Source organism: Mycobacterium sp., assembly GCF_032162105.1.
Lineage (GTDB): Bacteria > Actinomycetota > Actinomycetes > Mycobacteriales > Mycobacteriaceae > Mycobacterium.
On the sequence record NZ_JAVRPS010000667.1, the window covers coordinates 1 to 13,097 of the forward strand.

General features: G+C 70.4%; 13 protein-coding genes. 3 read left to right on the plus strand and 10 right to left on the minus strand.

What is annotated here, in order from left to right:
* Window positions 1-185: hypothetical protein (locus QOC69_RS33320; RefSeq protein ID WP_526446759.1), on the minus strand; the 185-nt coding region annotated here is incomplete at its 3' end.
* A 64-nt stretch (window positions 186-249) separates the two neighbouring features.
* On the opposite strand from QOC69_RS33320, the gene QOC69_RS33325 reads away from it, so the two are divergent.
* Both QOC69_RS33325 and QOC69_RS33330 read left to right on the plus strand, forming a co-directional pair.
* A complete protein-coding gene (locus tag QOC69_RS33325; protein WP_526446760.1) occupies window positions 250-960 on the plus strand; it encodes an LppX_LprAFG lipoprotein in 711 nt (236 codons plus the stop codon).
* Window positions 960-2,549 (plus strand): MFS transporter, encoded by a 1,590-nt coding sequence (locus QOC69_RS33330; RefSeq protein WP_526446761.1) that lies wholly within the window; start codon window positions 960-962, stop codon window positions 2,547-2,549. Before QOC69_RS33325 ends, QOC69_RS33330 begins: the two co-directional genes overlap by 1 nt.
* A 4-nt stretch (window positions 2,550-2,553) precedes the next feature.
* Here QOC69_RS33330 and QOC69_RS33335 read toward each other — a convergent pair whose 3' ends face one another.
* The 9 genes from QOC69_RS33335 to QOC69_RS33375 form a co-directional block, all read right to left on the minus strand.
* Window positions 2,554-2,709, minus strand: a complete 156-nt coding sequence (locus QOC69_RS33335; RefSeq protein WP_526446762.1) for a hypothetical protein — start codon at window positions 2,707-2,709, stop codon at window positions 2,554-2,556.
* 254 nt (window positions 2,710-2,963) lie between these two features.
* Window positions 2,964-3,965: a bifunctional diaminohydroxyphosphoribosylaminopyrimidine deaminase/5-amino-6-(5-phosphoribosylamino)uracil reductase RibD gene (ribD, locus tag QOC69_RS33340; RefSeq protein WP_526446763.1), complete on the minus strand. Its 1,002-nt coding sequence runs from the start codon at window positions 3,963-3,965 to the stop codon at window positions 2,964-2,966.
* On the minus strand, window positions 3,962-4,639 hold the full coding sequence (gene rpe / locus QOC69_RS33345; RefSeq protein ID WP_526446764.1) for a ribulose-phosphate 3-epimerase: 678 nt from the start codon (window positions 4,637-4,639) through the stop codon (window positions 3,962-3,964). The genes ribD and rpe overlap by 4 nt, the downstream gene beginning before the upstream one ends.
* Window positions 4,640-4,644: 5 nt before the next feature.
* Window positions 4,645-6,018, minus strand: coding sequence for a transcription antitermination factor NusB (locus tag QOC69_RS33350; RefSeq protein ID WP_526446765.1), 1,374 nt, complete (start codon window positions 6,016-6,018; stop codon window positions 4,645-4,647).
* Entirely contained in the window at window positions 6,015-6,941 is a 927-nt protein-coding gene (gene fmt, locus QOC69_RS33355; protein WP_526446791.1) for a methionyl-tRNA formyltransferase, read from the minus strand. The genes QOC69_RS33350 and fmt overlap by 4 nt, the downstream gene beginning before the upstream one ends.
* Before the next feature lie 14 nt (window positions 6,942-6,955).
* Window positions 6,956-7,492, minus strand: a complete 537-nt coding sequence (locus QOC69_RS33360) for a LemA family protein (RefSeq protein WP_526446766.1) — start codon at window positions 7,490-7,492, stop codon at window positions 6,956-6,958.
* Window positions 7,486-9,291, minus strand: coding sequence for a DUF2207 domain-containing protein (locus tag QOC69_RS33365; protein ID WP_526446767.1), 1,806 nt, complete (start codon window positions 9,289-9,291; stop codon window positions 7,486-7,488). The genes QOC69_RS33360 and QOC69_RS33365 overlap by 7 nt, the downstream gene beginning before the upstream one ends.
* Before the next feature lie 50 nt (window positions 9,292-9,341).
* Window positions 9,342-11,291 (minus strand): primosomal protein N', encoded by a 1,950-nt coding sequence (locus QOC69_RS33370; protein WP_526446792.1) that lies wholly within the window; start codon window positions 11,289-11,291, stop codon window positions 9,342-9,344.
* Window positions 11,292-11,395: 104 nt separating this feature from the next.
* The gene (locus QOC69_RS33375; RefSeq protein ID WP_526446768.1) at window positions 11,396-12,085 is read right to left on the minus strand and encodes a lysoplasmalogenase family protein; all 690 of its coding nucleotides are present in this window, start codon (window positions 12,083-12,085) and stop codon (window positions 11,396-11,398) included.
* A gap of 40 nt (window positions 12,086-12,125) precedes the next feature.
* On the opposite strand from QOC69_RS33375, the gene QOC69_RS33380 reads away from it, so the two are divergent.
* Window positions 12,126-13,088 carry an alpha/beta hydrolase gene (locus QOC69_RS33380; RefSeq protein ID WP_526446769.1) on the plus strand — a complete coding sequence of 321 codons (963 nt, stop codon included), beginning with the start codon at window positions 12,126-12,128 and terminating at the stop codon, window positions 13,086-13,088.
* The last annotated feature ends 9 nt before the right edge of the window (window positions 13,089-13,097 follow it).

Here is a 13,097-nt window from a genome sequence, read left to right on the forward strand (position 1 = left end):
AGGAACACGCCCGCCGGCGGACCCAGCTCGGCGGGCGTGGCCTTCGGCATGTCTGGTGAGTTGAGATCGAGACCGCCCGCGATGTCCCAGTAGAGCTCGCGCATCTCGTCGATCATCGCCGCCACCAGAGCAGCGCCATCGCCCGTCCCGGCAGGCACAGGGCGAAAGTCCAGCTCAGAACCCATGATTCCCTTTCTACCGGGTGCCCGGGCAACAGGTCCACCCGCGCTGACCCTCTACGATGCAGTCATGCAGACGCGCCCTCGCATTGCCGTGCTCGTATCCCTGCTCACCGCACTCCTCACGGCGGCCGCCCTCACCGCTGGCTGCTCGTCGGACAAGAAGGCCGACGCCGCACTGCCCGACGCGGCCACGCTGCTGAAGGACTCCCAAGCGGCCACCAGGGCTCAGCAGAGCGTTCACCTGCAGCTGACCGTCAACGGTGAGATCAAGGAACTGCCGATTGCGTCGATGACCGGCGATCTGACCAACGTCCCTGCCGTCGCTGCCCAGGGCAAGGCCGACATCGTGTTCCTTGGTCAGAAGTTGGAGGGGGTGTCCTTCGTCGTCGCCGACGGCACGCTCTACGGCGCGATCACGCCGGACAGCTGGCAGGACTTCGGACCCGCCGCCGACATCTACGACGTATCGGCGATCCTGAGCCCGGACAATGGCCTGGCCAACGTGCTGGCCAACTTCTCCGATCCCAAGACCGACGGGCGCGAGACCGTGAACGGCGTTGCGACGGTCAAGATCACCGGAACCGTGAGCGCCGACGCCGTCAACAAGATCGCCCCGCAGATCGCCGCCAAGGGCCCGGTGCCGGGAACGGCCTGGGTGACCGAGGGCGACAAGCACGACCTGGTGCAGGCGAAGCTGGAACCGACGCCGGGCAACAGCGTGCAGATGACGATGTCGGACTGGGGCAAGCCCGTCACCGTCACCAAGCCCGCGGTGTGATGGCGCACGCAGCAGACGCGCCGGCGGGCACGAACCGCCGATTGGCGATCACCGCAGGCGGCTTGGCGGTATTGCTCGGGGCCCTCGACACCTACGTCGTGGTGACGGTGATCCGCGACATCATGGCGGCACCGCCTGCCGGTATCGGCATTCCGGTGAACCAGATCCAACGGGTGGCGCCGATCATCACCGGCTATCTGGTCGGCTACATCGCTGCGATGCCCCTGCTTGGTCGCGCCTCCGACCGGTTCGGCCGCAAGCTGCTGATTCAGATCAGCCTGGCGGGGTTCGCCGCCGGCTCCGTCGTCACCGCGTCGTCGTCCGACCTGACCATTCTGGTGATCGGCCGCATCGTGCAGGGCACGGCCAGCGGGGCGATACTTCCCGTCACCCTGGCCCTTGCCGCCGACCTGTGGGCGCAGCGCAACCGCGCCGCCGTGCTGGGCGGTATCGGTGCGGCACAGGAACTCGGCAGCGTGCTGGGCCCGCTCTACGGCATCGCGGTGGTCTGGGCACTGAACTCCTGGCGCGACGTGTTCTGGATCAACGTGCCACTGGCCGCACTGGCGATGGTGATGATCCACTTCAGCCTTCCCTCGAAGCAGAAGGGCGGGCCTCCGGAGAAGATCGACCTCGTTGGTGGGGTACTGCTCGCGATCACGCTCATCCTGGTCGTGTTCGGTCTCTACAACCCGGCACCCGACGGAAAGCAGGTGCTGCCGAGTGGAGGCGGGTGGCTGCTGGCCGGGGCCGCGGTGGCCGCCGTGGCGTTCTTCGCGTGGGAGCGGTTCGCGCGCACCAAGTTGATCGACCCGGTGGGCGTGCACTTCCGGCCGTTCCTGTGTGCCCTCGGCGCCTCGTTCGCCGCAGGCGCCGCGCTGATGGTCACCCTGGTCAACGTGGAGCTGTTCGGTCAGGGCGTGTTGTCGCTTGACCAGAACGAGGCCGCGTTCCTGCTGATGCGGTTCCTGGTGGCGCTGCCCGTCGGCGCACTGCTCGGAGGGTGGCTGGCGACCCGGGTCGGTGATCGGATCATCACCTTCATCGGTCTGCTGATCGCCGCGTTCGCGTACTGGCTGATCTCGCACTGGCCGGTGGACCTGCTGGCCGCCCGCCACGATTTCGGGCTGTTCACGCTGCCCGCCATGGACACCGACCTGGCGTTGGCCGGCCTGGGGCTCGGCCTGGTGATCGGACCGCTGACCTCGGCAGCGCTGCGGGTGGTCCCCCCGGCCCAGCACGGCATCGCGTCGTCGGCGGTGGTCGTCGCCCGGATGACCGGCATGTTGGTCGGGGTCGCCGCGCTGTCCGCCTGGGGGTTGTACCGGTTCAACCAGATCCTGCAGGAGACGCTGGCCGCGCAGCCGGCACCGAAGGCCGATTCACCGCTCGGCCAACTGGCTGCCGGAGCGGCTCGGGTTGCGAAGGCATCCGTCGAAGCATTCGCACTGCAGTACGGCGAGATATTCGGCATCACCGCGTTGGTCTGCGTGGTGGGCGCGGTGCTGGGTCTGTTCATCAGCGGTCGGAACGAACACGCCGACGACTCCGCCGACCCGGCGACCGAGGTGATCTCGGCCGAGCGCTAGCGCGTCAGCAGCGCTCGATGCCGGGCTGGAGAACCTTGGGCTCGGTGCTCTCGGCGGCGTCCGGAGTGCTCAGCACTGCGCGCAGCGGACGGCACACCATTTCCTTGATTGCGCTCTGATCGACTGGGCGAAAGCTGAGCCAGTCCTGCAATGCAGTCATGCTCATCGTCCTTTGTTCGTGGCTTCCCGTCGCGCGAACGTCGGCGGTGAAGACGCGATATGGGCGGTGCGGGCCGGTGACCCAAACTCACCTACGAGTCTACGGGCGGACCATGGTCAAGATCGCTGCGCGACCCGCCGTGCGGATATCGAACTGATAACGAGTCGCCCAACGGAGGCCAAGACGCAGTGACGGGAGTCACATTCGGCGGCAAAGGAATTCCAGATCTCACCCGGGATGGGAATTCATGCAGCTCAGCTCGGCACCAGGCTGAGGAGGACGTCCGGGCCGATCCGTTCCATGCCGTCGAACCGCCATCGGTGCGCCTGCGCGATGCTCAGCACGCCGACGTCGTCGACCGCGGCGATCGGGCCGCCCAGCAGGATCGGAGCGACGTAGGCCAGGATGCGGTCGATCACGCCCGCCCGCAGAAATGCTCCTGCCAACGTGGGCCCTCCCTCCACGATCACGTCGGTGCGGTCCGACAGCGCCCGAACGACCTCGAGCGGATCGCGGGTACGGATCACCATCGTCCGCGAGTCCTCGTTCAAAACCCGTGCCTCTGAGGATATTTCGCGTTCGCCCACGACGACGCGCAACGGCTGGCGCTCGGCGATGCTGCCGTCGGGCAGTCGCGCGGTGAGCGCCGGATCGTCGGCGAAGACGGTGCCGGTACCGACCACTATCGCGTCGGCGGCGCCGCGGCGCCGGTGCACGTCCGCCCGTGCCGCCTCGCTGGTGATCCACTGGCTGCTGCCGTCGGCCGCTGCGCTGCGCCCGTCCACGCTGGTGGCGAACTTCCAAGTGAGGTGCGGCTTTCCGGTGCGCTGCTTGTGCAGCCACTCGCGCAATGGACCGCCGGCCACGTCGTCGGCGAGCACTCCGGTCGTCACCTGGATGCCGGCCTCGGCCAGTCGCGCCGACCCGCCCGCCGCGACGGGATTGGGGTCGGCGACCGCATACGAGACCGCCGAAACACCTGCTGCGACAAGGGCATCGACGCATGGTGGTGTCCGCCCGTGGTGGTTGCACGGTTCCAGCGTGACGACGGCCGTACCACCCCTGGCCCGCTCCCCCGCCCGCCGCAGCGCCACTACCTCGGCGTGCGGCCCGCCCGGCGGCTCGGTGGCGCCGACGCCCGCGATGTCACCGTCGCGGTCCAGGATCACCGCACCCACGGGCGGATTGGGGTAAGTGCTGCCCTTGACCTGTTCGGACAGGTCGATGGCCAGCCGCATGGCCGCTTCGGCGTTCACCACGTCAGGTGATGGGCCGCCGCGGCCGCCTGCCTGCGCAACGACTCGACCGCGGCGGACGGGTCGGCCGCGCTATAGACGGCTGAGCCGGCGACGAAACAGTCCACGCCCGCCTCCGCGGCGGCTTCGATGGTGTCGGCGTTGATGCCGCCGTCGATCTCCACGACGATGGTCAGCTCGCCCGCGTCGACGAGCCTGCGCACGGCCGAAACCTTGGAGAGCACCTCGGGGATGAACTTCTGGCCACCGAATCCTGGCTCGACCGACATCACCAGGATCGTGTCGAAGTCGCGCAGGATCTCCAGGTACGGCTCGATCGGCGTGCCGGGCTTGACGGACAGCCCCGCCTTGGCGCCCGCGGCGCGGATGTCGCGGGCAACGCCGCGGGGATCATCGGTCGCCTCCGCGTGAAACGTCACGTTGTACGCGCCGGCCTCCGCATAGGGCGGCGCCCAGCGGGCCGGGTCGTCGATCATTAGGTGGCAGTCCATCGGGATGTCGGTGACCTTGAGCAGGCTCTCGACCACTGGTAGCCCCAGCGTGAGATTCGGCACGAAGTGGTTGTCCATGACGTCGACGTGCAGCCAGTCGGCGCCGGCCACCGCGGCCGTCTCGTCGGACAACCGCGCGAAGTCGGCGGCCAGGATCGACGGCGCGATCAGGGGTGCTGGCATGGCGGTCAGCTTACTTGGAGGCATGCCGCGAACATCGCGTCCGTCCCATGCCGATGCGGCCACAGCTGCACGTAGGGCCCGTCGCCGAGTTCGTCGACGGGCTCGAACAGCGGGCGGGCGTCGATCGCCCGCACGGGCTGGCGGCGAATGGCGTCGGCCACCACGCCGACGGTCTCGGCAAGGTGCGGCGAACACGTCGCGTACAGCACAACGCCACCGGGGCGGGTCAACGCGATGGCCGAGGCCAGCAGCTCGCGTTGCAGCTTCGCCAGAGCGGACACGTCACCGGGTTGACGCCGCCAGCGCGCCTCTGGCCTGCGCCGCAGCGCGCCAAGACCCGTACACGGCGCGTCGACCAGCACGCGGTCGAAGGAGGCGGCGGGCAGCCCGGAATCGCGGCCGTCGACCCGCAGCACCTCCACGTCCAGTCCGACGGTGTTCCGTTCGACGAATTCGGCGCGGTGCGGTGTCGGTTCGACGGCCGTCACCCGGGCCCCCGCTGCGACACCGATCGCGGCCAGCAGCGCCGTCTTGCCGCCGGGGCCAGCGCACAGGTCCAGCCACCGACCCGTGTCTCCGTCGACGGGTGCCAGGGTCAGCGCTCTTGCCACCAACTGGCTGCCCTCGTCCTGCACCAGCGCCTGCCCGTCGCGGACCGGCTCCAGCTGGCCGGGGTCCCCGCCGTGGAGGTAGACCGCGTAGGGCGAGTAGCGACCGGGGGTGCCATGCACCGCCACTGCCAGCTCGTCGGCGGTCAGCGCCCCCGGCCGCGCGGCCAGGTGGACCTCCGGCCGCTCGTCGTCGTTGGCCAGAAGTGCGCCCAGCTGGCCCGCGTCCGCACCGAGCGCGTCGGCGAACGCCTGGGCGATCCATCGGGGGTGCGCGTGAGCGAAGGCGATGTGCCCGACCGGGTCGGTGTCCGCCGGTGGCGCGAGCTCCGCGACCCACGACGCCTCGTCGCGCTTGGAGATGTTGCGGAGCACACCGTTGACGAAACCGGCACGCGCCGTGTCGAATTCGATGGCCGCCTGCTCCACCGTGGTGTCAACCGCGGCGTGGGCATCGACGCGCATCCGCAGCAGTTGGTAGGCGCCGAGCCGGAGCAGGTCGAGCAACACCGGGTCGATCTGGTCGGTGGGCCGGTTCGCTGTGTGGGCGATCACGGCGTCGAGCAGACCGATGGCGCGGCAGGTGCCATAGGTGAGTTCGGTGGCGAACGCGGCGTCCCGGCCGGTGATTTCGCGCTCGCGCAGCATGGCGGGCAACGCGAGGTTGGCGTATGCGTCGCGCGCCGACACCGCGCGCAGCACGTCGAAGGCGGCCTGGCGGGCGGGGTCGAGGGGCTTGCGGCGTGGTCGCCGCTGGCTCGGCCTGTTCATTCGGCGCGTGCGTTCTCGTCCAGGCGCGCACCGCGGGCCCAATCGGCGGCGTTCATCTCCTTCTTGCCTGGTGGCTGGATCGAGCCCAACAGCACCGGCTGGGACGCCGTGCCAATCATGACGCCGGCGCGTTCGACCCGGATCACGCCGGGCGGCAACGGATCTCGATAAGATACGGTGACCGGTCCGACCTTGACCCGCAGGTCCCCGATCATCGTCCATGCGCCGGGATTGGGGGTGACGGCACGGATGCGCCGATCCACGACGTGGGCGGGCAGGTCCCAGCGCACTCGCGCCTCCTCGACGGTGATCTTGGGCGCGACGGTGATGCCGTCCGTCGGTTGAGGCACGGCAGCGAGCGTTCCGTCGGCGACGCCGTCCAGCGTCGACTCCAGCAGGACGGCACCGGAGTTCGACAGCCGCCCGAGGAGGTCCCCTGCGGTGTCGGTCGGACGGATCGTCTCGGTGACGACGCCGAACACCGGCCCCGAGTCCAGGCTGGGCTCGATCAGGAACGTCGTCGCGCCCGTCACCGCGTCTCCGGCGGCGATGGCGGCCTGCACCGGCGCGGCGCCCCGCCACGCGGGCAGCAGCGAGAAGTGCAGGTTGATCCAGCCGATCCGCGGTACTGCCAGCAGGCCGTCGCGCAGCAGCGCGCCGTAGGCCACCACCGCGCAGCTGTCGGGTGCCAGATCGGCCAGTTCGGCGACGAATTCGTCGCCGTTGGGGCGCGCGGGCCGCAAGACCGGGATGCCTTGTTCGAGAGCGAGTTCGGCGACGGGTGACGGCCGGGGCCGTCCCCTGCGGCCCGCCACCGCGTCGGGCCGGGTCAGCACCGCGACCACGTCGTGATGCGGCGAGTCGACGAGCCGGCGCAGGGACGGCAGGGCGGCCTCGGGAGTACCGGCGAAGACGATCCGCATGGCTTTCCAGAAACTCACGCCGGAATCTGGTAGTACTCGCGCTCCGACACCCCGGCCAGCGGCGCGACGAAGGTCCAGGGGATCGTGGCGATGGTCCGGTTCAGGGCGGCCACCGCGTCGTTGTAGTACTGGCGGGCAAACGCCAGCTTGTTCTCGGTGTCCGCGAGGTTGTCCTGCAGGTTCAGAAAGTTGTTCGACGAGTTGAGCTGCGGGTAGCTCTGCCCGAGCGCGAGCACCTGGCCGACCGCGGTGTCGAGCTCCCGTTCGGCCGCACTGCGTTGCGCCACCGACTTCCCTCCGGTGGCCGACGTCAGCGCCGTGCGGGCGTCCGTGACGTGGTCGAGGATGCCCTTCTCGTGGGACGCGAAGGTCTGCACGGTGTGCACCAGGCTGGGGATCAGCGACGCGCGGCGGGTCAACTCCACGTCGATGCCGGACAGCGCCTCCGAGACCCGCACGTCGGCGGACCGAATCTTGTTGTAGCCCAGCACGAAGCCGATCAACACCAGGACCAGTATCACCAGTACCAGGATCAGCAAGAATGTCACCACGAGCCTCCTCCTCCTCCGCCGCCGCCACCGCCACCGCCGCCACCGCTTGAGCCCCCACTGCTTGAGCTCGACGAGGACGACGACTGCGACGCGGTGTAGGCCCCAATCGACGATGACAGCGCCGATTCGAAGCTGTCGAAACTCGGCCCGCCCGAGCCGCCGGCAATGCCCCAGCCGGTGGACGACGATGTGTGGTACCAGCCCGGTTGCGGCGCAACGGCACCCGTCGTGTCTTTGTACTTCTTCGCCCACAACGCGGCAGTGCCTGCCGCAACGGCGAACGGGACATAGGCGCTGTAGAGATCCTTGCGGGCGCCGAAGTCGAACCGGGTCTCGGCGGAGTCGGTGGCCAGTAGCCGGTGGAATCCGCCTGCCTGCGACCACAACTGGCGGCCTGCCTCCGTACGGCGGGTGCCGACGCCGTCGGCCCACGCCCGCACCGTGACGGCGAAGAATACCGCGAACGGCAGGCCCCACATCGTGGCTGGGAAACCCCAGCGGAAGAAGCCGCACACCGCGAGGACCGCGGCGACCATGCCCGCCGTGCGGATCCAGAGTTCCTTCTTGCGCGGGACCAGCAGGCCGTCCTTGATGGCCCACTTCTTCACCGCCGCGGCCATGGCGGTCTTGGCCGTGCTGAGTTTCTGCCCCGAGTGCACGGACTCGTTCGCTTCGAACTCGGCACCGGGAGTGTTGATCTTGAGCGCGTGCGCTACCGCCACGGTGACCGGGTCCACGTCGGCCCACGCTGCGCGTTCGGCGATGCTCTGGACGCGCCACCCGTCGCCTGCCTGCTTCAGTTCGACCAGGCCGCGCTCTCCGAGGTAGAACAGCGTGGCGGTCAGACCGTTCTTGGGCACGCTCTCGGTGCGGATGTACTCGGTCTGCACGGGTCCCAGACCGGGCGGCGGCGCGTACTGCAGTGGGAAACCCGGTGGTGGTTCGACGGTGGTGCGGTACCAGAGGTAGGCACCGACGCCAGCGACCACGGACAGGCCGAGGATCCACGCGACGCCCGTCACCGACTGGCCGAGGATCCGGTCCCACGTATACGACCACGGCAGGCTGATCCGTGGCGGCACGGGCACGTCGACGCCTGCGCGCAACGTGACCGGGGTGCGTGGGGGCAGGCCGCCTGCGGAGAACTCGACGGTGTTGCCTGCGACGGTCAGATCGGAACAGGCGCGTCCGTTGCCCCGGCCGACCGAACACTGGGCGCCGGTGACATCGCCTGGCAAGGTCGCCCTGATGTGCGCGCGCTGGATCTGGTTGTTCCACGACGGCGCGATGACGTTCCAGTAGAACGCCGAGGTGGAATTGGGATCGCCGGTGCTGGTGGCGAACTGCTTGTTCTCGCCGGTGCTGCCGGGGTCGAGCACGCCGGGGATGGTGTAGCGGATCTCGTAGACGTGGGTGCCCGGCGACAGCGTCGTGTCCGGGTCACCGATCTTGGCCACCCGGAGTCGCTCCCCGTCCTCCCACAGCATTTGATACGGGGCCGGTTCGCCGTCGAGCAGAATCGAGGTGATCTCGGGCTTCTGCCGCACCCGTGGGCTGTTCTGATTGGCCACGTCCCAGAACTGAAAGATGCCGTGCCGCCCGGATGGGAACTCGCCGGTGATGGTCTCCACCGCGTCGAGCGTGCCGTCCTCGGACACGGTGAAGTCGGCCTGGTAGTTGCTGAACACGACTGGATCGTTGGCCGCGCCCGCGCCGCCTGCGCTGCTGAGCACGTGCGGCCACAGCAATCCAACCGCGATCAGCCCCAGAAGGAGCAACCAGCCGAACAGCCGCCGCATGCCACCTCCCGCTCGGCTCGGTGTTGACACCGCGCGCCCCCAAGTCCGACCTACCCTATGTGCAACGGGTCGATCTGCACACGAACGGGCTGTTGATCGTGACGAGCACTCATCACGCCGGTGGCGCGGCGCAGCGTCGCCCCAAGGGCCAGGCCGCCGTCGCGCGGCACCCGCACCAGCATTCGCATCACCGGGCCGGTGGCCTCGGCGCCACTGGCGGGCCGCCGCGCACCAGGGGGCAGTTCGACGGGGCCGAGCACCTGCGCGTCGTCGGGCAGGTGGGCGGTGTCGAGCAGGGCGGCCGTCGCGGCGGGCGCCCCGTCGATGGCGGCCATGTGCACCGCGGGAGGCAACCCGACCTCGGTCCTGGCGTCGAGTTCGGATTCGGCGTGCGCCACCGGATCCCACCGGATGAGCGCCTGCACGGTCGGGATGGACGATTCCGCGACGATGGCGACCACGCCGCCGTCACCCCGATGGCGGACCAGGGCGGCTGCGGCCATCCACCGTCGCAGCGCGTCCTCGGCGGCGCGCAGATCCTGCCTGCCGAGCAGCGCCCAGCCGTCGAGCAGCAGCGCCGCCCCGTAGCCGCCTTCGGCGACCGGTTCGGCGCCGGGGGTCGCGACGACGAGAGCCGGCGCGTCCGGCACGGTGCCGATGACGGCGTCCCCGCCGGACGTGACGACGGTGGTGCCGGGAAACGCGCGGCCGAGCTCCTCGGCCGTGCGGCGCGCTCCCACGACGACGGCACGCACGGCATCGGATCCGCACCGCACGCAGCGCAGAGCGGGGTTGGTCCGGCCGCACCACCGGCAGACCGCCCCGGCGTGGTCGCGTTCCGGCAGTGACATCGGCCCGGTGCAGTGCCTGCAGCGGGCGATGGTCCGGCAGCGACCGCAGGCCAGCGCGGGCACGTAACCCCGCCGTGGCACCTGGACGAGTACCGGCCGCTGCGCGTTGAGCGCGGCCCGCGCGGCGTCCAGCGACATCGTCGGCAACCGTGCGGTGTGGGAAGCCGCGTCGCGTTCCTGCGCGAACGCACTGTCGTCGATCGCGATGACCCGCGGGGTGCGGGCCCGCACCACCGGCCGCGACGCCACCAGGTCGTGCGCCCACTTGGTGCGCACCAGCGCCTGCCCTTCGGCGGTGCGGGCGTAGCCGCCGATCAGCGCCGCGCAGCGCACCTGGTGGGCCCGCAGCATGGCCACCTCGCGCGCATGCGGGTACGGCGCACGGGGCTCGGCCAGGGTGTCGTCACCGTCGTCCCACACCATCACCAGACCGAGGTCGGCGACCGGCGCGAAGACCGCGCTCCTGGTGCCGATCACCAGTCGGGCGCGACCACGCAGCGCGGCCAGCCACCGGCGGTAGCGCTCGGCGGGACCGAGGCCTGCCGACAGTGCCACCACCCTGGTCTCGTCGACGTGCCGCACCGCGGCGGCATGCAGGGCGTCGACATCGCGCTGGTCCGGCACGATGATCAGTGCGCCGCGGCCGGCGTTCACCACCACCGCCCCCGCCTCGGCCAGCCGATCGGCCCACGGCTCCCCCGGCAGCGCCTGCCAGACCGCGCGAGCGGCACGGCCCTCGCCGAGCGCATCGAGAAACTGCTCACCGCGGCCGTACGACGCCCACGCCGTCGGGTCGACGGCGATCGGCACTGCCGCGGGCAGATCGGCTACGGCCTGCTTCTCGACTCCTGCGTGCCGTGGCGGAACCGCCAGCCGCAGCACGTCGGCACGGGTGCCCGCGTATCGGGTGGCGACCGCGTCGACCAGGCGGCGCACGTCGGAGGTCAGCACGGGTTCGGCGGACACCACCCGGTCCAACCAGCCGAGCTTGCCGACATGGTCTGTGTCCGAACGCCTTTCGAGGATGAAGGCATCGACGAGCCGGCCGTGGAAGCGCACCCGCACACGCACACCGGGCTGCGCGTCGTCGGACTGCTCGGCCCAGACGAGGTAGTCGAAGTCACGGTCGAGGTGCGGCACCGACAGCATCGGCACCACCCGCGCGACGGGTTCGTGCTCGGCTGCGCGCCGCTGCCCATCCCCCGGTCGCTGCGCTGGAGCCGCGCTTGCGCGGACTGCCCGCCGATCCGTGCTCACGGTGTCGGTTTAGCAGAGCCAACCGACGCCACGCGTCCGCGGCCGAAGAAGAACCCCGCGGTGATCAACAGCAACGACGTGGCGTAGGCCCACCAGATCGGCACCGCCAGCACCTCGGACTGCAAGACGAACTTGCCGATCCCGATCATGCCGTCGGACACCGCGAAGCACACCGCACCCAGCGCCGTCCACGGCGTCGGCAACCGCGCCAACAGCGCGGCGCACACCATCGCGCCAAGCACCGCCATGTACAGCGTCACCGGGACGGCCATCCCCTCGGCGATCAGTCGCGGCCAGAACCAGATCAGCAGCGCGACGCACGCGGCGACGAGCACCGCCGCGCCAGCCAACCGCGGCGCGCTGTGGGTCGCCAGCGGGACCAGTGCGGCGAGGAAACACAGGTGTGCGACCAGGAACGCGCCGAGCCCCAACACGAACGACGGCTCCCACCACGGCATCGCGAGTAGGAAGTCCCCCGCGGCGGACAAGGCGAGCGCCGCGACCAGCCAGCGGCGTTCGCACCGGATCGGATGACCGAGCGCGGCGATCGCGAGCAGGACGGCCGCCGCCGCCTTGACCGCGGGCTGGCCGGGGAACTGGCCGGTGAGTTCGGCACCCGATGGCAAGCTCGTCGCGGCGGCGATCAGGAACACCCCGTAGCCGGCGCCGACGACGGCTGCCGCCACCCATAGCAGTCGGGTACTACGCCGCGGATACGGTGTGGTGATGCCAGCCGCCGACGAGCCCGCAGCCAACTCCACACCCCTCGACGCCATCCTGCAGAAGGTACTGGAAGCCGTGCCGTTCCAGTTCACAACCGACGGAGGCCCCGAGGCGTCCCGGCAACGATTCCGCGACCTGCCGCGTCGGCCCGTGCACCCCGAACTGCGCGTCGAGGACCGCACCGTCGACGGACCGGCGGGCCCGATCCCGGTCCGGGTGTACTGGCCACCGGAGACGGGCGCCGCGCCGCCGCCGGTCGTGGTGTTCCTCCATGGCGGCGGGTGGGTCGTCGGGGACCTCGACACCTACGACGGCACCGCACGACAGCACGCGGTGGGCGCGGGCGCCCTGGTGGTGTCGGTGGACTACCGGCTGGCACCCGAGCATCCGTTCCCCGCCGCCGTCGATGACGTGTGGGCGGCCACGCGATGGGCTGCAGAACACGCCGCCGAGCTCGGCGGGGACCCCCGACGCCTTGCCATCGCGGGCGATTCGGCGGGTGGCAACCTCGCCGCGGTGGTCGCACTGCTGGCGCGCGACGCGGGCGGGCCTGCGATCCGATTTCAGCTGCTGTGGTATCCGGCGACCACGTGGGACACCTCGCTGCCGTCGTTCACCGAGAACGCCGACGCACCGGTGCTCGCCGTCCGTGCGGTCGGCGGCTTGTCCCGTTGGTACGCAGGCCACGTCGACCTGAAGAACCCGCCGGCCACGCTGGTGCCCGCCAAGGCCGAAAGCCTCACCGGTCTGCCACAGGCCTACATCGCGGTCGCCGGGTATGACCCGCTGCGCGACGACGGCGTGTGCTACGGCGAACTGCTGGCCGCAGCGGGAGTGGCCGTCGAGGTCCACAACGCCACCAGCCTGGTGCACGGCTACCTCGGCTACGCGGGCGTGGTACCTGCGGCGACCGAGGCCACCGACCGCGGATTGTCGGCCTTGCGCGAAGCGTTGCACCGCGCATGAGCAGAAGAA